The organism is Pseudobdellovibrio sp. HCB154, assembly GCF_046267985.1.
Taxonomy (GTDB): Bacteria; Bdellovibrionota; Bdellovibrionia; order Bdellovibrionales; family Bdellovibrionaceae; genus Pseudobdellovibrio.
The window spans coordinates 1,152,923-1,171,326 of sequence record NZ_CP176530.1; the positions used below are offsets into that span (position 1 = coordinate 1,152,923).

The 18,404-nt window shown below is 38.4% G+C and carries 22 protein-coding genes and 1 tRNA gene; 10 read left to right on the top strand and 13 right to left on the bottom strand.

The annotated features are described in order from the left end of the window. Positions 1–2 precede the first annotated feature (2 nt). Positions 3–557 carry a DUF6580 family putative transport protein gene (locus tag ACKWCF_RS05720; RefSeq protein ID WP_409479744.1) on the top strand — a complete coding sequence of 185 codons (555 nt, stop codon included), beginning with the start codon at positions 3–5 and terminating at the stop codon, positions 555–557. Here ACKWCF_RS05720 and ACKWCF_RS05725 read toward each other — a convergent pair. Beyond that, positions 513–1,631, bottom strand: a complete 1,119-nt coding sequence (locus ACKWCF_RS05725; RefSeq protein ID WP_409479745.1) for an ATP-grasp domain-containing protein — start codon at positions 1,629–1,631, stop codon at positions 513–515. The genes ACKWCF_RS05720 and ACKWCF_RS05725 overlap by 45 nt on opposite strands. Positions 1,632–1,642: 11 nt before the next feature. Here ACKWCF_RS05725 and ACKWCF_RS05730 point away from each other — a divergent pair, with 11 nt between their 5' ends. Then, positions 1,643–2,683 (top strand): tRNA-dihydrouridine synthase family protein, encoded by a 1,041-nt coding sequence (locus tag ACKWCF_RS05730; protein ID WP_409479746.1) that lies wholly within the window; start codon positions 1,643–1,645, stop codon positions 2,681–2,683. Between the two features lies 1 nt (position 2,684). Here ACKWCF_RS05730 and ACKWCF_RS05735 read toward each other — a convergent pair whose 3' ends face one another. Both ACKWCF_RS05735 and ACKWCF_RS05740 read right to left on the bottom strand, forming a co-directional pair. Next, positions 2,685–4,256, bottom strand: a complete 1,572-nt coding sequence (locus ACKWCF_RS05735; protein ID WP_409479747.1) for a DUF4080 domain-containing protein — start codon at positions 4,254–4,256, stop codon at positions 2,685–2,687. Continuing rightward, complete coding sequence (locus ACKWCF_RS05740; protein ID WP_409479748.1) at positions 4,253–4,708, bottom strand: hypothetical protein; 456 nt, start codon at positions 4,706–4,708, stop codon at positions 4,253–4,255. The genes ACKWCF_RS05735 and ACKWCF_RS05740 overlap by 4 nt, the downstream gene beginning before the upstream one ends. Before the next feature lie 230 nt (positions 4,709–4,938). On the opposite strand from ACKWCF_RS05740, the gene ACKWCF_RS05745 reads away from it, so the two are divergent. From ACKWCF_RS05745 to ACKWCF_RS05760, 4 genes are all read left to right on the top strand, one after another. Further along, the gene (locus tag ACKWCF_RS05745) at positions 4,939–5,310 is read left to right on the top strand and encodes an SWIB/MDM2 domain-containing protein (protein WP_409479749.1); all 372 of its coding nucleotides are present in this window, start codon (positions 4,939–4,941) and stop codon (positions 5,308–5,310) included. Between the two features lie 173 nt (positions 5,311–5,483). Beyond that, positions 5,484–6,260: a type I methionyl aminopeptidase gene (gene map / locus ACKWCF_RS05750; RefSeq protein WP_409479750.1), complete on the top strand. Its 777-nt coding sequence runs from the start codon at positions 5,484–5,486 to the stop codon at positions 6,258–6,260. A 182-nt stretch (positions 6,261–6,442) separates the two neighbouring features. Then, on the top strand, positions 6,443–7,735 hold the full coding sequence (ahcY, locus tag ACKWCF_RS05755) for an adenosylhomocysteinase (RefSeq protein ID WP_409480249.1): 1,293 nt from the start codon (positions 6,443–6,445) through the stop codon (positions 7,733–7,735). A 24-nt stretch (positions 7,736–7,759) separates the two neighbouring features. Further along, positions 7,760–8,545, top strand: a complete 786-nt coding sequence (locus ACKWCF_RS05760) for a hypothetical protein (RefSeq protein WP_409479751.1) — start codon at positions 7,760–7,762, stop codon at positions 8,543–8,545. A 155-nt stretch (positions 8,546–8,700) separates the two neighbouring features. On the opposite strand, the gene ACKWCF_RS05765 is transcribed toward ACKWCF_RS05760, so the two are convergent. Together ACKWCF_RS05765 and ACKWCF_RS05770 are read right to left on the bottom strand one after the other, a co-directional pair. Further along, positions 8,701–9,360 carry a 4-fold beta flower protein gene (locus ACKWCF_RS05765; RefSeq protein ID WP_409479752.1) on the bottom strand — a complete coding sequence of 220 codons (660 nt, stop codon included), beginning with the start codon at positions 9,358–9,360 and terminating at the stop codon, positions 8,701–8,703. Beyond that, positions 9,357–9,737, bottom strand: coding sequence for a hypothetical protein (locus ACKWCF_RS05770; protein ID WP_409479753.1), 381 nt, complete (start codon positions 9,735–9,737; stop codon positions 9,357–9,359). Before ACKWCF_RS05770 ends, ACKWCF_RS05765 begins: the two co-directional genes overlap by 4 nt. 350 nt (positions 9,738–10,087) lie before the next feature. Here ACKWCF_RS05770 and ACKWCF_RS05775 point away from each other — a divergent pair, with 350 nt between their 5' ends. Continuing rightward, entirely contained in the window at positions 10,088–11,356 is a 1,269-nt protein-coding gene (locus ACKWCF_RS05775; RefSeq protein ID WP_409479754.1) for a DUF4062 domain-containing protein, read from the top strand. A 7-nt stretch (positions 11,357–11,363) separates the two neighbouring features. On the opposite strand, the gene ACKWCF_RS05780 is transcribed toward ACKWCF_RS05775, so the two are convergent. The 3 genes from ACKWCF_RS05780 to ACKWCF_RS05790 all read right to left on the bottom strand — a co-directional run bounded on the left by ACKWCF_RS05780 (position 11,364) and on the right by ACKWCF_RS05790 (position 13,192). Next, positions 11,364–12,014: a hypothetical protein gene (locus ACKWCF_RS05780; RefSeq protein WP_409479755.1), complete on the bottom strand. Its 651-nt coding sequence runs from the start codon at positions 12,012–12,014 to the stop codon at positions 11,364–11,366. Positions 12,015–12,287: 273 nt separating this feature from the next. After that, positions 12,288–12,839, bottom strand: a complete 552-nt coding sequence (orn, locus tag ACKWCF_RS05785; RefSeq protein ID WP_409479756.1) for an oligoribonuclease — start codon at positions 12,837–12,839, stop codon at positions 12,288–12,290. A gap of 2 nt (positions 12,840–12,841) precedes the next feature. Next, positions 12,842–13,192, bottom strand: coding sequence for a hypothetical protein (locus ACKWCF_RS05790; RefSeq protein WP_409479757.1), 351 nt, complete (start codon positions 13,190–13,192; stop codon positions 12,842–12,844). Positions 13,193–13,374: 182 nt separating this feature from the next. On the opposite strand from ACKWCF_RS05790, the gene ACKWCF_RS05795 reads away from it, so the two are divergent. Then, positions 13,375–13,451, top strand: a tRNA-Asp gene (locus ACKWCF_RS05795). Between the two features lie 92 nt (positions 13,452–13,543). Here the strand turns inward: ACKWCF_RS05795 and ACKWCF_RS05800 are convergent. Then, on the bottom strand, positions 13,544–15,022 hold the full coding sequence (locus tag ACKWCF_RS05800; protein WP_409479758.1) for a hypothetical protein: 1,479 nt from the start codon (positions 15,020–15,022) through the stop codon (positions 13,544–13,546). A 215-nt stretch (positions 15,023–15,237) separates the two neighbouring features. Between ACKWCF_RS05800 and ACKWCF_RS05805 the strand changes: the two genes are divergently transcribed. Next, positions 15,238–15,654, top strand: coding sequence for a hypothetical protein (locus tag ACKWCF_RS05805; RefSeq protein ID WP_409479759.1), 417 nt, complete (start codon positions 15,238–15,240; stop codon positions 15,652–15,654). Here ACKWCF_RS05805 and ACKWCF_RS05810 read toward each other — a convergent pair. Next, positions 15,651–16,442, bottom strand: coding sequence for a hypothetical protein (locus tag ACKWCF_RS05810; RefSeq protein ID WP_409479760.1), 792 nt, complete (start codon positions 16,440–16,442; stop codon positions 15,651–15,653). The two genes, ACKWCF_RS05805 and ACKWCF_RS05810, sit on opposite strands and share 4 nt — an antisense overlap. Before the next feature lie 169 nt (positions 16,443–16,611). Between ACKWCF_RS05810 and ACKWCF_RS05815 the strand changes: the two genes are divergently transcribed. Further along, positions 16,612–17,208 carry a ferric reductase-like transmembrane domain-containing protein gene (locus tag ACKWCF_RS05815; RefSeq protein WP_409479761.1) on the top strand — a complete coding sequence of 199 codons (597 nt, stop codon included), beginning with the start codon at positions 16,612–16,614 and terminating at the stop codon, positions 17,206–17,208. On the opposite strand, the gene ACKWCF_RS05820 is transcribed toward ACKWCF_RS05815, so the two are convergent. Genes ACKWCF_RS05820 through ACKWCF_RS05830 form a run of 3 tightly spaced genes read right to left on the bottom strand, consistent with a single transcriptional unit; the run spans position 17,155 to position 18,295 of the window. After that, positions 17,155–17,397: a DUF1456 family protein gene (locus ACKWCF_RS05820; protein WP_409479762.1), complete on the bottom strand. Its 243-nt coding sequence runs from the start codon at positions 17,395–17,397 to the stop codon at positions 17,155–17,157. The two genes, ACKWCF_RS05815 and ACKWCF_RS05820, sit on opposite strands and share 54 nt — an antisense overlap. Before the next feature lie 43 nt (positions 17,398–17,440). Next, on the bottom strand, positions 17,441–17,890 hold the full coding sequence (locus ACKWCF_RS05825; protein WP_409479763.1) for a YaiI/YqxD family protein: 450 nt from the start codon (positions 17,888–17,890) through the stop codon (positions 17,441–17,443). Between the two features lie 18 nt (positions 17,891–17,908). Then, positions 17,909–18,295: a hypothetical protein gene (locus ACKWCF_RS05830; protein WP_409479764.1), complete on the bottom strand. Its 387-nt coding sequence runs from the start codon at positions 18,293–18,295 to the stop codon at positions 17,909–17,911. Positions 18,296–18,404: the final 109 nt, after the last annotated feature.

Below are 18,404 nucleotides of genomic sequence, written 5' to 3' on the forward strand. Positions count from 1 at the left end.
TTATGAAAAAGATCACTTCTGAAACCTTCGCATTTATCGTTTTATTAGTTATTGGTGCTGCTTCTCGTTTAGTCGTTCATGACTGGAACTTTACAGCAATTATGGCTGCAAGTTATGTGTTTGCGATTCTTTTTAAAGATTCAAAAACGAAAGCGTTAATGCTTCCGGTTTTAGCGATGTTACTTTCAGATTTTTTCATTAGCCTTAATGCTCCAAGCTTTTTTCACTCAACAATGGCTTTTGTTTATTTAGGCATGGGCTTGGCGCTTGTTCCATTCTTTGCAAACCGCAAAGCTTTAGACAGATCTTTACCGCGTATCGCTGCGATCTTAGCTGGTAGCTCGATCTTTTTCTTAGTTTCTAATTTAGGTGTTTGGTTAATGGATGGCATGTACCCAATGACAGGTGCAGGCTTAATCAGATGCTACACAATGGCGATTCCATTCTTTCAAAATCAGTTAGCAGCGGATATCGTATTAACTCCGCTTTTATTATTTGCTATGAAACGCGTGCTAGCACTTGATTTTTTTCAAGTCGTAATCGGCGAGCGTAACTAAAGATCTTAAAGAGTTTCCGAAATAATTAATATGGCCTAATTTCTTTTTAGGTTTGTTGGCTTTTTTATCGTACCAGTGAAGTTTACCTTGAAGCCCAACTTCGATAGCTGGTTTTCGAGTGCTGGTGCCTACAATATTCTGCATTAAAAATGTTTTAGTCGATTGAACTTCTAACGGAAAAGTTTGGTCAGCTAAAGCCCGTAAGTGCATTTCAAACTGATCAAACGAAAAAGCATCTTGGGTAATGTGACCTGAATTATGTACGCGCGGAGTGATTTCGTTCACTAATAATTTTGAACCTACATCAAATAACTCAAAAGTGATTAAGCCCACATAATCGATGTGATTTAAAAGCGAAGTGATCTTTTTAGTTAAATCATTTAAAGCCGGGTGGTGATCTGGCCCCCACACACGAAAACACTGCTGGTTTTTTTGCAGAGAATTTAAAAGCGGATACATAAAAATATCGCCTTTTGAATTACGGCAAACGATCAATGATTTTTCACTCTTAAAATGCACAAGTTTTTCAGCGATAAACTGTGTTTCAAGGTTTTTATGCGTGCGTTTGAATAGTTCAAACTGTGTCTTTGTTTTGATAATGTAAGTGCCAAAACCATCATGGCCACCAAGGCGTTTTTTTAAAACCAATTCACCGTCAAAAACTTTGTAAGCGGCTTCAAGATCGTCTTTGCCAGTGATCTTAATAAAATCAGCCGTCGGGATTTGATAATCCCATAAAAGTTCTTTTTGCGGCCAGCGATCTTGTAAAATCGCCAAATGATCAAGCTTTGGCACGCAACGGGTTTTTGTTTTACCTAAACCTTTAGCGATCGTGCGGGCCGGAATAAATTCAGTCTCAAGGGTGATGGCATCAACCACTCGGGCCAGCTTTAAGATATCGTCTTCATTATAGATTTTGCCTTTAATCCAGCTATTGGCATAGCCCACAGCCGGATCGTCTTTATCGTCTGATAAAATCGTGACGTGAAAACCCATTTGTCGTGCTCTTTGGGTCATCATTTGGGCTAATTGCCCGCCGCCTAAAATTCCTATCTTTTTTCCGATAATCGCCATACATATTCATTATGCAGTTTAGTTTTCCGTTATGTCTAGCTCCAATGGTGGGATTATCCCACGTAGTCTTGCGAAAAATCGTTTACGATTATTTGCCGCAAGATCAGCAGACTATTTGGCCCACTGAGATGCTAAATTCACGCCGTGTGCCCCAAGAAAAATTAGGTTTTACCGCTGAAACTTTATTGCATGAAGGTGAGCGTAATCTTGTTCCGCAGATTTTAGGAAACGATAAAGAAATGATTCAGTTAACTATTCGTAAAATGATTAACGAATGGGGAGACATCAACACCGTTTCTGGAATCGATATCAATATGGGTTGTCCTGTGCAAAAAGCCTTACGCCACAATTACGGCGTAGCTTTAATGGGAGATTTAAATTACGCAGCCCAAGTAGTTGAGTTCGCAGCGACCGCTTCCAATAAGCCTGTGTCAGTTAAACTTCGCGCGGTCGGAAGTGATAAATCTGTTCCTGAGTTAATTCATTTTGTTAAAACTCTGCGAGATGCCGGTGCGCAATGGATTACACTTCATCCTCGTACCGCAGAACAAAAACGCCGTGGCCAAGCGGACTGGAATCAAATCACTGAGCTTAAAAAAGCTCTAGATATTCCGATCATCGGTAATGGCGATATTCAAACAGCCGATGACGTGTTTTCGATGTTAGAACAAACGGGTTGTGATCTTGTGATGTCTGGCCGCGGCTTAGCGGCGCGCCCATGGATGATGTGGCAAGTGGCTTACCGTAAAGGTTTAACCACGGACGTTCCGCCAATGACAGAATACGAAGAAGGTGCCGAATACGGTAAAATGTTACTTAAGTTTATTCACTTAAGCCGTCATTACTTCTGCGAAAAATTGGGCCATAAGCCTGACTACGCTTTTCGTAAAATTCAATTCTTTGTGCGCACAACACATGTATGGCTTGAGTGGGGTCATCCCTTAACATCAGAGGTTAATCGTTCGCAAACTTTCGAAGAAATGATCGAACGGGTTGAGAAGTTCTTTTCTCAACCACATCGAATGGTTCCTTACACAGAATTACGTCAGTAAATTAAGATAAGTGGGCGATTTGGCGCGAGTTCAATGATGATGACTTTTTGCCAGTCGCTGCTGTTGCTGATTTTTCGTATAAACCTTTAGCGATAGCCTGCGATTTCATAAACGGCGGAATATCGCGTTTTTTAGCGCCATCACAGAAGTCAGCTTTGATAATATCAAAAGCTTTATCGCTATCATCAGTACGCATTACGATATAATCGTAAGCTTTTTCAGATAAGTTAATTAACGAAATCGAGTGTGTTTCAGAATACTTCTCAGATAAGTAATCAACGAACTTCATAAAGTTCCAGAAGAACGAGCCCTCAAAAGACTTCATCCAATTCATAAATTGCGGAAAATCACCGCTGTTGGCGTATAAATCCCAGAACTTTGCAAAGCGGTTCATAAGTTGTAACGTTGAATAATCCATCGTTGATGTTGAAAGAATCTGAAACGGTGAAAAATCCTGATAGCGCATTTGAAAGCCTGATTCATGGCGAATAATCGGCGTTCCTTTTAGGCGTTTTAAAATACCTACTTGGATTTCGTGCGGGCCCATGGCTGCTAAGCGGTCAAAGCCAGCGCCAAAGGATTCTAGCGTTTCGCCAGGTAAACCAACGATAAGATCGGCGTGGGTATGCACATGGGTGTGTTCGTTGATATAAGCGAAGTTTTCAGCAACTTTAACTAAATCGTTTTTGCGTGATACATTGATGGCCACCTGAGGATTTAATGTTTGAATACCCACTTCAAACTGTAAACTCCCGGCCGGGAATGTTTTGATCAGGTCACGAAGCTCAACTGGTAAGCGGTCAGGCACCATTTCAAAATGCAGGAATAAGCCTTTATCAATATGTTGTAAGAAGAAATTTAAAATCTTCGTCGAAGTAGTAGGGCTTAAGTTGAAGGTACGATCAACAAACTTAAAGCAACGGGCGCCACGGTTAATCAGCATTTCGATATCTGCCAAAAACTGATCCAAGTTAAAGCTGCGTACTGATTTATCTAATGAAGATAGGCAGTATTCACATTTATAAGGGCAACCGCGTGAAACTTCGACATAGATGACTCGATTAGCGATATCGTTATCACTATATAGATAGTACGGAAGCTTTAGATCAGGTAGCAGCGGTAAAGCCCCGCGCACGATTTTCAATTGGGTATCGTTACCGCTTAGGTGCTCGCGGCAGAACTGTGGAAACAGAAAATCGGCTTCGCCACAGATAATATGATCAGCTAATTGATACAGGCGTTGGCCTTCGGTTTCAAAAGACACTTCTGGGCCACCAAGTACTAACTCGATGTCAGGGGCTACCTTCTTAAGAATTGAGCAAACTTCGAAAACTTCTTCGTTATTCCAGATGTAAACACCGAAACCGACGATTTTAGGACGGTAAGAAAGGATCTTCTCAACGATGTTGCGAGGGTTTTCTTTAATTGTCCATTCGATCATCTCGGTTTGATCGGTTAACTCTGCCATCTGAGCCAAGATATAGCGTAACCCAAACGAACTATGTTGGTAGGTAGAGTTCAGTGTACATAACAGGATATCTTTTTGAATTGTCTGGTTCTGGGGTAGGCTCATGCGGCCTTAGTTTTAACGAATCCCTCTAAGATATCATAGCATTTTTTGATTTCTAAAAAACTTTCATGGCATCCGCCACTGTCTGGATGGTTTTTCAACGCGGCAAGTTTATAAACTTTTTTCAACTGTAATAGGTTGAAACACTCTGGAAACAGACGGTGAGCCGCTAAGATAGGAAGTTCTAAGGCATACAGTAAAGTTTCGTAAGCCTTGAACTCTCCCTCGGTCATGCCTTGTGATTTCAATTTGAAATCTTTCGCAGAGACTACTTTGTAAGAGTAAGAATATGATGAAGCTGAGTGATTTTGCACTCTTAGCGTAGGTAATTCACCTAGAAGGCTAGAGAGAAAAGCGGGTTCTAAAGTGCTCGAAACCTCTGTGGAAAATACGTTTTCAGTCTCGTTTTCAGAGCTAATTTTCTCTAGAATTTCGGCGAAGGAAACGTCTCTCATAGAGACGATATCGGGATAAATTCCCCGATTCCAGAGTAGAGAAATCGTAATCCCCCTCTAAAAAAAGTGAAAATAAATGTTTTTTTCTCTCGACAAAGGGTTTTTCCTAGTCTTATGCTTAGGAACATCGACTTTAATATTAAGACTGAAGTCATAGTGAATGATTCATTATTACGACAGTCAGAAGATACAAAAACAACGCCTTAACAATATTCTACGGAGGATATACCATGGCAAAGAAAACAGCAAAAAAAGCAGCTCCTAAAAAAGCTACAGCTAAAAAAGCAACTAAAGCTCCAGCTAAAAAAGCTGCTCCTAAAAAAGCCGCAGCTCCTAAAAAAGCAGCTTCTAAACGTAAGCCAAATGCAGCGTTCATGAAAGCTTTAACTCCTTCTACTACTTTAGCAGCTATCGTTGGATCTGCAGCTTTACCACGTACTGAAGTTGTTAAAAAATTATGGGCTTACATCAAAAAGAATGGCTTACAAGATAACAAAAACCGTCGCAACATCAACGCTGACGACAAATTAAAACCAATCTTCGGAAAATCACAAGTTTCTATGTTCGAAATGACTAAACTTGTTTCTAAACACTTAAAATAAGTTTTAGTATATTCGGCGTAAGCTGAGATATAGAGAGGCTGACCTTCGGGTTGGCCTTTTTTTTGCCGTAGGTGAAACCTACTAGCTCAAAATGGAACTCCAGCCGCGTTAGCGAAAGGGCAATTTTTTCAACCCCTTTGCTAATTTCCCCTCTGGGGAGTATAATTTTCCCCATGTCTAAATCCTCAAGAACTCCGGTTCCTTTAACTAAGGACGAAATTGAAAAAATGCGCGTTGTCTGCAAGATGGCAGCGAAAGTCCTTAACTACACAGCCAGCAAAGTTAAGCCGGGTATTACAACTCTTGAGTTAGATAAAATCGCTAACGATTACACAGAAAAACTTGGTGGTACTTCAGCATGTATAGGTTACTACGGGTATCCGTTTGCCACTTGTATTTCAGTCAACGAAGTGGTGTGCCACGGAACTCCTTCTGATTACGTCATCAAAGAAGGCGATATCTTAAATATCGATGTGACAGTTAAAAAAGACGGCTTCTTTGGAGACACTTCTAAAACTGTTATGGTGGGCAAAGTTTCAAAAGAGGCTTCAGACCTTGTAGATGCTGCTTATAACGCCATGATGATCGGTATTGAAGCGATTAAGCCTAATGGTTACACTGGTGACATCGGTTTTGAAACTAACAAATACGTTCAACGTCGTGGTTACACAACGGTTAAAGAAATCGGTGGCCACGGTATCGGTAAGACTTTCCACATGGACCCATTTGTTCCGGCATTTGGTAAACGTGGTAAAGGCGAAAAAATCATTCCATGGACGTGCTTTACAGTTGAGCCCATGGTGAATGAAGGCGTTGAAGACTTTGATGAGTATTCAATCCCGAATTCAGAAATTAAGTATTACATCACAACAGATAAAAAATTATCAGCTCAGTTTGAACACACAATTCTGATCACTGATAAAGGTTACGAAATTTTAACTTTAGAATAATTTTTTAAATAAGAATCTTAAACACAAAAAGGAAAACCATGCGTACACAATCTACTTCTGGAAAAAACAAAACAGCAGCTACTAAAGCGATCGCTGCCGCTGTTGCAAAAAACAAATCTCAAGCTAAAGGTAAATCAGCTAAAAAAACAGCTGGCCCTGATTACTGCGTAGCTAAAGAAGCTATGGAAAATCCAAAAGTATTTGCTGAACTAGCTCGTTGGGGCCGCGAAGAAATCAAAATTGCTGAAAAAGAAATGCCAGGCTTAATGGCTTTAAGAAAAGAATTCGGCAAATCGCAACCGCTAAAAGGTGCTAAAATCGCTGGTTGCTTACACATGACAATCCAAACTGCAGTTCTAATCGAAACTTTAACTCATTTAGGAGCTGAAGTTCGTTGGTCTTCTTGCAATATCTTCTCGACTCAAGATCAAGCAGCCGTTGCTATCGCAGCGACTGGCGTTCCAGTATTCGCTTGGAAAGGCGAAACTGAAGCTGAGTTCAACTGGTGTATCGAGCAAACTATCGAAGGATGGGGCGCTGATGGTTACAATATGATCTTAGATGACGGTGGTGACTTAACAAACATGATGCACGAGCCACGTTACGCTCACATGTTAAAAAAGATCTTTGGTCTTTCTGAAGAAACAACGACAGGCGTTCACAACTTAGAAGTGATGCTTAAAAATAAAAAATTAAAAGTTCCAGCAATCAACGTAAATGATTCTGTAACTAAATCTAAATTCGACAACTTATACGGTTGCCGTGAATCTTTAACTGACGCTTTAAAACGCGCGACTGATGTAATGATGGCTGGTAAAGTAGCTGTTGTTGCTGGTTACGGCGATGTAGGTAAAGGTTCTGCGCACTCTATGCGTGGTTTAGGTGCTCGCGTTCTTATCACTGAAATTGATCCAATCTGCGCATTACAAGCAGCTATGGAAGGTTTCCAAGTTGTTACTATGGAAGAAGCAGCGCCAATCGCTGATATTTTCGTAACAGCTACTGGTTGCTGCGATATCATCACTGAAAAACATTTCGCAAAAATGAAAGACAACGCGATCGTTTGTAACATCGGTCACTTCGATATCGAAATCGATATGGCTTGGTTAAATAAAAATTCAAAAGTGCGTGAAATCAAACCACAAGTTGACGTTCACACTCTTAAAAACGGTAACGAAATCGTGGTGCTTGCAAAAGGCCGTTTAGTGAACTTAGGTTGTGCTACTGGTCACCCATCTTTCGTAATGTCTAACTCGTTCACTAACCAAGTGTTAGCGCAAATCGAGTTATACACTAACCGTGCACAGTACAAAGAAATCGCGATCTACCGTTTACCTAAACACTTAGACGAAAAAGTTGCGGCTCTTCACTTAGGCCAAATCGGTGTTAAATTATCTAAATTAACTTCTAAGCAAGCTAAGTACTTACACTTAGACGAGCAAGGACCATTCAAACCAGAACACTACCGTTACTAGTAGTGTTCAACTAAAAGAGAGATTATGATCACTCTGATTTTTATATCATTAGCTATTCTACCTTTAAGCGCGCTGACTTTTGGCGCGCTTTTTTTTCATAACAAAAACAAAACGGTTCATATTCTGTCGTTTTTAGCTTTTGGTTTACTCACAATGTATGTGGATATGTATTATTTCCACCGCGCGTACCAAGTATCACTTACAAACGGGCAGTGGGGGCCAGCGGCCGGCACTATGGGCATGTTCTCGGTGTTTGCGACATTGAATTCATTTGCGTTTGGCTTGTTAGGATCTGCGGTTTATTCACTTTTTAGCAAAGTGACTAAAAAACAAGATACGTACTCGAAAGTTTCGTCTGTGAAGATCGTAGCTTCTTTTGTTTTAGCAGCTTCTACAGCAACGTTTATGATTATTGATCACCATAAACAGTCAGTTAGCCAAAAGATCATTGCTAAGGCTTCAGGTGATTTAACGCCTGAATTAGTGAATGAATTAATCCAGATTGGTCAGTCTTCAAAAGATAAAACGATGATTCAGACGTTATTAATGAATCCGAATTGTCCAGAGTCAGTTTTAAAAGACTACTCACAAAAAGAAGAAGTGGTTTACCGCGCGACTGTTTTAAAGAACCCCAATGTTCCGCAAGAAGTTGTGAACCAATTAGCTTCAGATAAAAACGAAGTTGTTCGTTACCATGTGGTTATTAATAAAAAAGTAACGACTGAATTATTAGAGCAATTAGCAAAAGACCCAGCTAAAGACGTTCGTAATAAAGCTCAATCAGAGCTTGAGAATAGAAAAACGAATTAGGTTTTGAAATAGTTAATCGAGAAAATAAAAAAGGCTGTGGATTCACAGCCTTTTTTATTTTCTAAATTTAAATTGTTTAAGAGAAAAATGGCGAGCCCAATGTGGCGATTTTAGAACTTTTACTCTCAACTATTCAATGATTCGCGACTGTCAAATTACATACTTTGTATCCACTTATAAAATTCATTCGGGTCAATTTTATCTCCCGCAACGTACGGGTTTACCGTCAAATGTGCTACAAATTGACCAGCTCTATAAATCGCTGGCGGAGTGGTTGAATATTTATTCAGCGGAGAAAATTGGCCGTAATTTCCACCATAAGGACAGTACTCATTAAAAATAGATTGTTGTGAGTATCTGTTTCCATATGGACTAAATTTGTTAAGAATAGATTCTTGATCAAATTTATTTGTGGTAATCTTACCAAGATAAGCATTGTTCGGCGCAACAATCGTACAACCTTCTAAATAACTAAAGTCTTTTGTAGACTCAGTTGGGCTAAATCCCTCTTTATTTTCAAAAACATCGACATATGGGTATGGAGGGCTCGAAGTTCTTAGTCGTTGGAATGGACGAAATGGAGTAAATGGCGTAAATGGCGCGAATGGCGTCATCATTTTTTGATAATTTACTGTTTTATTCCTTAGTATTCTATCATCAGAAGAAACCTCGCCTAAAAAAGTTCCATCTTTGTTAAATACGAGGTTACCTTGAGGCAAGAAACCTAGCCACTTACCATCTGGCGAAAATAAGTTTTTATTTTGAATAAAAGCGACATACTCGCCTCTAGTGTTAAAAATATACCTAACACTCATTTGATTCGATCCTTAAAAAACTGAAGATAAAAACCAACGCCAGACATTACAACCCCAGGAATTAAAGTAACCCATCCTATACTGTCATGTCCCCCAGTAATAAAATTCACTGCAAATGCTATGACAACGTTACTTGCTAAGAATAAAAACGATGCCGTAGCCGAATCCGACTTTTTGTTCTCATAAGCTGCAACGTAAGTTTGAAGAGTATTCCTATCATTTTTCAAGCCAACGTTTTCATCGTTAACTTGCTTGTAATAGTGAAATAGCATTGTAACTGCGGTCTTATTATTATAAATCTCGTCAACAGACAGTCCTGCTATATTATCCGTTGGAACTCCAAGCACATGCTGTTTTTGCTGAGGTTTGTCTGACACAGATTTCTCCTATTATTTGAATTATAATCGCATTCCTATTTTTGCAGAATTCGAAATAGGTTCGTTTTTCATTAACTTGAAAAAGTCCATTTCGATTTCGCACAAGTACTCCCTAAAGTTCGAGACCTGTTGAGAGTGATCTAAAAAAATCGTATCTAAGTATTTGAAATTATTTAAGAGAAAAATGGCGGACCCAATGGAACGAGTTTAGAACTTACCCTAGATCGATATGAGATTGCCTTGTTTTAAGCACTGCTAGTAACAAAGAATTGCATCGCGTTGATCGGTTCGAAATACCGCAAAACCGTTTTTTTCAGCAAACTGTAATCCTATTTACGAAAAAGGCTAAAATGAAAAAACCTACATTTTTTATTTCATCAACAATCTATGATTTCGCCGACTTGAGGTCAGCTCTTAAATACTACCTTGAATCATTAGGATGTGAAGTTTTGGCTTCCGAATATAATGACTTTAAAAAATCACTAGATTCACATTCTTATCAGGAATGCTTAAACTCAATCTCTAAAGCAGATTATTATGTCCTTTTAATTGGTAGCCGAGTAGGAGGATGGTTTGATGAAAAAAATAGGATTAGTATCACCAGAAAAGAGTTTCAAGAAGCTTATAAACTTCATCAAAAAGGTCAGCTAAAAATTATAAACTTTGTTAGAGCGGAGGTGTGGGATTTGCGCTCTGATAGAGCCGAGCTAGCAAAACATCTTGAATTGTTAGACCTCACGGATAAGGAAGCTATTTCATCTATTCAGAATTACCCTTCGAGATTTGCAAGAGATCCCGAATTCATTATCGATTTTCTAAATGAAGTTGGCAAAAACGAGCAAACTAAAGGTGCAGTTAAAGGTGAAAATGAGTTTCCATCTGCAAATTGGATACATAAGTTTAATTCGTTTCGGGACATTGTAGATGTAATAAATCCGATGATTTTCAATGGAGAGGCAATCGACGTCGCTGTGACTAAAAAGCTTCTTTTAAAAGAAGTAAGACATGTTTTAGCTACGAGTCTTGTAAAATATAAAGAGAAACAAGTTTTTGCTCCCCTATACAGCATACAAAGGTTTTACGATGAGCATCGACTTGATAAGAGTAATAGGTTCGAAGAGTTTTTTGCAATCAGTGCAAAGCGTTTTGATACACTGAGCAGTCTTTCATATCAATTACTCCAAATAAAATATAATCCCCTTATATTGCCGCGAGCCCTTCAATCATCAACATTTCTGAAACTTGATAATACTAAAGGTATTTTATTGGAAACTCCTCTTTATAATGCGTTGCTAAATTTACAGCGCGAAATTCAACTTTTTTCCGAACGTAATGTCGCTAAAGACTTAAGTATTATAACTGAGTATTCCCCTAAAAGACGGCAGATTCACGCTAGTATCGTAAGTGTCAAAACTTTAGAACTGGTAATGTTTCTTTACGCAATTCAAAGATGGTCAAATATCATCGAGTTATCAAAAGCTATTATTAAACATCTACAAGGGGAGGACTTTAAGGAGCCTACTCTTTTCGGTCGATCACCAGTCGTAGGAATGAATGAGGAATTCGAAGAAGAAACAGTTACTGAAGATGACATTGATGATTTTCTTGCAAAACACTGAATGAGACTCAAATGACTCTTGGTTGCTGATCTAGTGTATTTAAAATAGTAATAATTGACTTCTGAATGCCATTCATCGCTTCCTTCCTGATCAGGGGTAGCTCGTTAGGGTTTGTCATAATTAACCAAGCAGTTGGGTGTGACATTTTGGAATAATAATCAAAATATGCTGAAACATGTGCACCATATGACTCATTAATTTTTTTCGCAGTTCCCTTAATGTTATGCAAGGGAGATAGCTTGTCATGAAACTGACTATGTTTTCCTTTTTCTAGATTTTCTGCTATTTCGCAGATTCGCTTTTCAAACTCGACTACCAAACTAGCATCGACAGTTTCGACAAATGCTTTTTTGGTCTTCATTAACTTCAGGTTCGCATACTCTGCATCGGCACAAAATATATTGTAATTTAGTGGGTCCTGCTTCAGCCACTTTAGAATAACTTCTACTTCCAAAAAACATCTAGCAATATGTGAACTCATTTCTGGAAATTCGGGTGCTATTCTTTTAGCAGCTGCGATTAAATTTTTACAGTACAAGGCAATTTGCATATCAATGTTCAATGTTAACTCAGGCTCACGCTTCTCCCAGGTGTCGAGCAGCTGCTTAAAGCATCTATAATGCTGAAGGAGTAATTCTTGGAATTTTTCTTGATCCATACTTATATCCTAACATAGGAGACTGATTTTAATGCCTTTTGCAAAATTTTTCCTATTCTTAGATTTTTGAGTGAATTTAAACTTAAACATCACTGCATGTATTTTACATCAGTATTTTGAGAATCAGGAGATGAGTAAATGCCTTCAGCTTATGGAACTCTAACCTGAATTAGTTAGGATGTCCTTTTTCGAAAGTGTTGTATAACTAGAATTAAAGGAAAAAAAGCTGTGGTTTCACAGCCTTTTTTTAATTGTTAAGATAGTCCATACGACCTATTTATCAGTTTTAATTTGATCTAAGTAGTATCTTAGTTCGCCGATACTTTCGCGAATATCGCCTAAAGCACGGTGAGCGTTTTGTTTACGGTATAATTTGTCGTACTTGTTATTAAAGATAATCTTCCAAGAGCTAACATCTAACATTCTGTAATGAAGACGTTCTGCAATTTTCGGAAAATACTTATCTACAAATAAACGATCTTGTGTGATCGAGTTACCGGCCATAATTGGCTTAAACTTTTTATCTTCTTTCCATTGCGGAAAGTGGCGGTCGATCATTGATGTGATGTGAAATTCTACTGAATCTGGCTCCATACCGTTCGGTACAGCGGCTGTGAGGCCTGAGGCTCCGTGATGTTCGGTATTCCAGGCATCCATAGCATCTAGGTACTTTTGCGGCTGTTTAACCACGGCTTCAAAGCTATCTAGTTCTTTGAAATCTAGATCTGTGATGATGCAGGCACATTCAATAACGACTTCTTTGTTTACATCAAGACCGGTCATCTCCATGTCTAACCAAAGAAGTTTAGAGATCTTATCTAACATGATTATTTCTTTTCAGTTTTTGTTTCAGGTTCGGCGTTTTTGTATTGTACTTTGTAGTTATCGCCAGCTGATTTAACGGCTGCATCTAAAGCTGTTGTATCTAAAGTTTTACCTTCTTTTAAGCGTAAAGAGATTTTGCCAATTTGTTTTTTAGTATCAACAACAGTTACGCCACAAGATTCAAAGTTTTCAGCTAATTTAGGGTCAGCACATACTTTTTTGCTGATCATTTTAGTACAAGCGGCACAGTGTACGCCTTCTACCATAAGGTCAGTGGTAGCATCTGATTTTGCTGCTGTCGCAAGCGATAAAGTCGCAGTCAAAGAAATAAGAGCAAAAATAAGCTTCTTCATTGAGGGGTCTCCTTGAGAAATATATGAAAAACCCATTATGAACTAAAGTCGGCCCACTGTGAAACGGGAATTTCTCCCCAAGATAGGTTTTTATTGCTATTTTATTACGCAGGCCTGAAAAAGTAGTTTACTTTGATCGGCGTTTTCCATAAATTAACTCCACTACGAATTAAATACTTAACGGAGTTGTAGTTAAGTTGGTTATAACGTCCGCCTGTCACGCGGAAGGCCGCGGGTTCGAGTCCCGTCAACTCCGCCATTTTTTCTCTTTAATAAATACAAATCTTAGACATGATTTTTTTAATAAGTCCTAATTGGATTAGAACTTATCTGGCTGGCTGTAAATATAGTTTATTTTTCAATCCATCTAAATTCAGAACGGTAGTACGGTTCAATGATAAACTTATAATCAGAATTGTCTGCGGTAGATATTGTAAGGAAACTATTGCCTCTCAATGGATCTTTGTGGGGGATTTGGAATAGGTATTTTAAACCGCTGGGTGAAGTTTTATATCGCGCTGAATATGGAAAATTTGCGAATACGATTTCGCGGTTTGTGAGATTTATGTCTGATTTCCATAATTCATATTTTTCAAATCCAAGTTCTTTTATGAAAGTTATCTGATCAGTTGAGGCAATGGAGTTTGGGCGAATACCTTCAGTAAATAATTTTACAGAGTTTGTTTCTAAGTTGTAGATAAATAGATCGACAGGGAATTGATTGGGTTTACTATAGGCTCGTCCATATCCCATCGAATGGTAAATGTCTTCGTTATTGTTAAATAGCGCTTCTTCGCGAAATGATGTGAATATCACTTCCTTCGAGTTATTTAGCCAAGTCATTCCTTCGTCTAATGCTAATCGCGGTGATTCGAACAATAACGTTCCCGTGTTAATATCGTAAATGCGTAATTTATTCGATGTACCCAGCATAAAATGACTATCATCATCTTTGGGTGCACCAATGCGTTTGTCGAATTCTAGAACAGCAAGTTTACTAAGGTCAGGGGATATTCGCATTTCCCCACCTTTACTTTTTATTTCAGAAATTTTAGACAATTTATCTGTATTAAATATCGAAATGATTTGAGCATCATTGTTTGCAACCGTTTCAATGCAAGCGATGATGTTTTTGCGGACATCCCAATCCCATGAGTTAAATCCTTCTTTAAAGCCTAGATCAAGTGTTGACCATTTTCTAAGTTCGACATCGTAGCGATTGAATATGTTCTTTTCTGGCCAACCACTGTTTAGATTTTTTACGGTGTAAATATATCCTGATTCGCCATCTAAAATAGAGATTTCATTCCATTTTTTAATTGTATTTTCGTCTACAATTTGACCAAAAAAAATACTGCTAAGAGCAATTCCAAATTGGCCAAAAAACAATAAAAAATAACTTGTAATATTTATTGCTAACGAAAACTTTATTGAACGTAACCAGGAAAAATTTTCGTGACGATATAAATACCTAATCATTGGAGTTTCTGTAACTAATGTTATTAAGAACATAGGCAGGTACAACTCACTCATTCCCCAATGAATATTTTCTTTGTAAAACAAAAAAGCTACGGCTGAGCCTGCTGCACTTGATAGGGTGTTGAATAATGTAGTTCGCCAAATATGGATTTGAAATCTAACAGTTTTAATAAACCTATTAAGAATAATTGATTCGATTAAGATTATAAAAAGAGTGAGAACTAAAGCAGATGAGGCAGTTTCTTCTGTAAACAGATTGAGAAGGGGATTGATGGCATCTGCATTTGCAAAAAGTGGAACAAAGATTAGAGATAATAAAACAACTAAGCGGAATTTTAGTAAATGAATCATTATTTACATTATGGGGATCTATTTATTAAAATTTCAAGCAGTTAGCTTCGGTCTTGATTTGAAACTCTGTTTGCTTGAAAAATAAGCTATCTTGGTTTCGCATAAATAAGTTCTAAATACGTCCCACTGGCTCCGCCATTTTTTCCTATTATAAATAATATCAAATCTTTAAACATACTTGATTCAGCGTTAAAGCGACTGCTATTTGTCTGGTTATGAAATTGGTCTTCGCTTTAGTTTCTGTTACTGTTTTGTCTATTCAGTCGGTTGCGGGTAATTGCAATTCTCAGAACTTAGTCGGTGAGTGGACAAGCAGAACTGAATCGGCCTTAACGCCACATTCGGTTTGCGGTAAAGCTGTCAAAAATGAAAAGACTGTTTTCACGTTTATGAATAAGGCTGGAAAATTTTCTGGTCATGGCGTGAATGTGACGGTTACAGCTTTTCAAAATCAGAAGTCTTGTTCACCTACTACCAAAACATTAAAGTATCCGTTTGTTGAACTATATACTAACGGCAGCCTTGGCATCATGTCAGAAATTGGAGCTCAGGTTATTGCCGACTGTGTGGTAAGTTCTGACCGTGCTAAATTGAAGCTTGGTAGTAACCTGTATCAACGAACGAAAAATTAAAACTTAAACGCCAAGACAAAGGCCCACTCGTTGACGTAGTCGTGGTAAAGACTAAAACTACCAGACTTAAAATTAAATCCGGCACCAAACCAAGTGTTGGCTTCGTGAGTTTCGTTTTCGTCATTTAAATATGTGTCATGAGATACTGACAGGGCGACGTTTTGAGCCTGAACTTCTAGCCCTGGAGTTAACATGATAATTTTATCTGACGGGGATTCTGTTTCGTTTTCTTTTTTTGAAGCTTCTAAGGTAAAGATGACACTATTTCCGACGTAACCGTAACCGAGACCGTACGAGCGAACATCGTCATTGTCATCAGGCCCTTGTTGCCAATCGACAGTAAGACCCACACGATGCGCGTTTGAAGCGCCAATAATTACCCCGGCTGAGTAAGTATCGTCTTCGTGATATCCGATACCGGCAGAAAAACCTGAAAACGAGAAACCCGCTATGGCGCCGGTTTTTCCTTCGCAGTTGTCGCAGTCACGCTCAGAGTATCCAACACCCAAGCCGACCTTGCCAGTACCCACGGCAAATTCAGCCCCGCTTCCTGAAACCTGATTGGAATCTTCTTTGTCGGCCGTTGCATGCTCTAACGAAAGCTGAATGCCATCGTAATATGCCGCAACTGAGGGATTCGTGTAGGTAAAGCCATGAGAAAAATTAATCGGTGAGGTATAAGCTGGAACTGCAATTCCTTGCCCCACAGCCACATAAGGTGCATCGGTATCTTTACCAGCTACTTCTAGGGCAAAGGTTGCTATCAGAACTACTAATATGTACTTCATAAAGTCTCCCATCTTGGAAGTACTTTAATTTTAACAGCAACAAAAAGACGTGGTCGAAACTTCGAACTAATTAATCAGTTTGAAACAATCAACTAAAAAATGGCCTACACAAGCTTTGCGGGTTCGCAAAATGTGTGTAATTTTATCTTTTTTCAGATACGATTTTTTCATGAAACGTTTAATTAACGGAAAGAATTTAATTTTCTTATGTTCGTTGCCTGTTATTGCCATAACAAGTCTGTTGGTCTTTCAAACTATTGATCTGTTGTCAGGTTTAAGATCAGGTATTAGTTTTACGGCTCAATATTCTTTGGTTTTATTCGGTATTGTTTTTATTGCGAGTTCGCTGCAGTTGTTTTCTAAAAATCAATTTACGATTTGGATTAGAAAAAATCGCCGTTATTTAGGATTGTCTTTTGCGGCATCGCATCTTGTTCATGGCCTGGCGATATTTGTTTTATATTTAAACTATGAAGATGTATTTCAGCAAACGGTAAGCCCGCTTTCAAAAATATTTGGAGGCATTGGTTTTTTTGTTATCTTTGTTTTAGCGATGACGTCTTCTGATTATGCGATCAAGAAAATTGGCTTTCGTCGTTGGAAAAATATCCAGCGGTTTGGAATGTATTATATTTGGTTTATTTTCTTAGCCAGTTATCTTCCGCGAGCGATTAACTCACCGGAGTACTGGCCGCTGGTTTTATTTTTAGTGTCATGTCTTGGGTTGCGATTTCTTTTCCATAACGCCACGGTTACGAATAATTAAGCCATCTAAAAATTTACGTAATAATTGATCGCCGCAGGGTTGATAGTTGGGGTGATCTTCGTTTCTAAAAATAGCGGAAAGTTCAGATTTTGAAATTTCGAAATCGACATTTTTTAAACACTCTAAAATATCAGTATCACGAAAAGATAGAGCGACGCGCAGCTTTTTAAAAATATCATTATTTGTCATAAACCAGTCTTAAAGCTAAAAGGTCTTTTGCGCAATTAAAATGCTATTTCTTCTTCAAAGACTGAATAATCTGATCAAGTTTTCCTAAATATTGTGAGCGGGCCTTTTTATCCATCGGGGCGGGGCCTCCACGCATTTCTCCCATATGTCTTAAGTTTTGCATAAGCTCGCGGTTGGCGACAGCAGAGCCCACATTATCTTCGGTGAATTCGACGCCTTTCGGGCCGAGTACGCGAGCTTTCTTTTTTACACAACGATCAGCTAATAGAATATCTGCGGTAATCACTATATCGCGATCAGTAACCTGTTCGACAATCCAGTCATCGGCCGCATCGAAACTGCCTGACACCGCTTTCATTTCTACCAAAGGATCAAGAGGGACATTCAGATACTGATTAGCAACGACGAAAACTTTAATTTGGTAGCGCGCAGCTACTTTATAGGTTTCGTCTTTTACAGGGCAGGCATCAGCATCGATGTAGATATGAATCATACGTTTTCAATATTATTTTTAGTTCATTGTCGCTAGGTACAATGAAACCAATGTCGTTCCAAAATAAACGAACATATTAGCCGATCCCTGAAAATCGTAAGTGATTCTTAATCCAAATAGCAAAATTCCAAACAAGAAAAGTGATCCTATAAGAGCATAGGGCAGTAATACAAAATTAAAGATCGAGATAATAAATGCGAACGTTAATAAAACTTCAAGAGAAGCAATAACCCAGTAGCCTGCTGAAGCTCCACCTGGAAGTTTTTTCACGAACGTGTTATCAAATTGTTTGATAAACCATTCCGGTGTTGAAAGAGTTTTCCACTTATCAAAAGCTGCTGTTCCAAAAAGTAAAGTGTAAATAAAGATAATTGCAAAATTAAGAATAGGCTGAAATGACGTCATAGTTGCTCCTCTTTAAGAAAGATTCTACGCAAGTCGTGCTATAAGTCTAATGCTATTTTTTTCTTAAATAATCCAGAATACTTGGATACGATTTTGACTGAGATCTTAC

Coding starts and splice junctions, on each gene's coding strand:
- ACKWCF_RS05720 (WP_409479744.1), top strand. CDS start 3: ATGAAAAAGATCACTTCTGAAACCTTCGCATTTATCGTTTTATTAGTT.
- ACKWCF_RS05725 (WP_409479745.1), bottom strand. CDS start 1,631: ATGGCGATTATCGGAAAAAAGATAGGAATTTTAGGCGGCGGGCAATTA.
- ACKWCF_RS05730 (WP_409479746.1), top strand. CDS start 1,643: ATGCAGTTTAGTTTTCCGTTATGTCTAGCTCCAATGGTGGGATTATCC.
- ACKWCF_RS05735 (WP_409479747.1), bottom strand. CDS start 4,256: ATGAGCCTACCCCAGAACCAGACAATTCAAAAAGATATCCTGTTATGT.
- ACKWCF_RS05740 (WP_409479748.1), bottom strand. CDS start 4,708: ATGAGAGACGTTTCCTTCGCCGAAATTCTAGAGAAAATTAGCTCTGAA.
- ACKWCF_RS05745 (WP_409479749.1), top strand. CDS start 4,939: ATGGCAAAGAAAACAGCAAAAAAAGCAGCTCCTAAAAAAGCTACAGCT.
- map (WP_409479750.1), top strand. CDS start 5,484: ATGTCTAAATCCTCAAGAACTCCGGTTCCTTTAACTAAGGACGAAATT.
- ahcY (WP_409480249.1), top strand. CDS start 6,443: ATGGAAAATCCAAAAGTATTTGCTGAACTAGCTCGTTGGGGCCGCGAA.
- ACKWCF_RS05760 (WP_409479751.1), top strand. CDS start 7,760: ATGATCACTCTGATTTTTATATCATTAGCTATTCTACCTTTAAGCGCG.
- ACKWCF_RS05765 (WP_409479752.1), bottom strand. CDS start 9,360: ATGAGTGTTAGGTATATTTTTAACACTAGAGGCGAGTATGTCGCTTTT.
- ACKWCF_RS05775 (WP_409479754.1), top strand. CDS start 10,088: ATGAAAAAACCTACATTTTTTATTTCATCAACAATCTATGATTTCGCC.
- ACKWCF_RS05780 (WP_409479755.1), bottom strand. CDS start 12,014: ATGGATCAAGAAAAATTCCAAGAATTACTCCTTCAGCATTATAGATGC.
- orn (WP_409479756.1), bottom strand. CDS start 12,839: ATGTTAGATAAGATCTCTAAACTTCTTTGGTTAGACATGGAGATGACC.
- ACKWCF_RS05790 (WP_409479757.1), bottom strand. CDS start 13,192: ATGAAGAAGCTTATTTTTGCTCTTATTTCTTTGACTGCGACTTTATCG.
- ACKWCF_RS05800 (WP_409479758.1), bottom strand. CDS start 15,022: ATGATTCATTTACTAAAATTCCGCTTAGTTGTTTTATTATCTCTAATC.
- ACKWCF_RS05805 (WP_409479759.1), top strand. CDS start 15,238: ATGAAATTGGTCTTCGCTTTAGTTTCTGTTACTGTTTTGTCTATTCAG.
- ACKWCF_RS05810 (WP_409479760.1), bottom strand. CDS start 16,442: ATGAAGTACATATTAGTAGTTCTGATAGCAACCTTTGCCCTAGAAGTA.
- ACKWCF_RS05815 (WP_409479761.1), top strand. CDS start 16,612: ATGAAACGTTTAATTAACGGAAAGAATTTAATTTTCTTATGTTCGTTG.
- ACKWCF_RS05820 (WP_409479762.1), bottom strand. CDS start 17,397: ATGACAAATAATGATATTTTTAAAAAGCTGCGCGTCGCTCTATCTTTT.
- ACKWCF_RS05825 (WP_409479763.1), bottom strand. CDS start 17,890: ATGATTCATATCTACATCGATGCTGATGCCTGCCCTGTAAAAGACGAA.
- ACKWCF_RS05830 (WP_409479764.1), bottom strand. CDS start 18,295: ATGACGTCATTTCAGCCTATTCTTAATTTTGCAATTATCTTTATTTAC.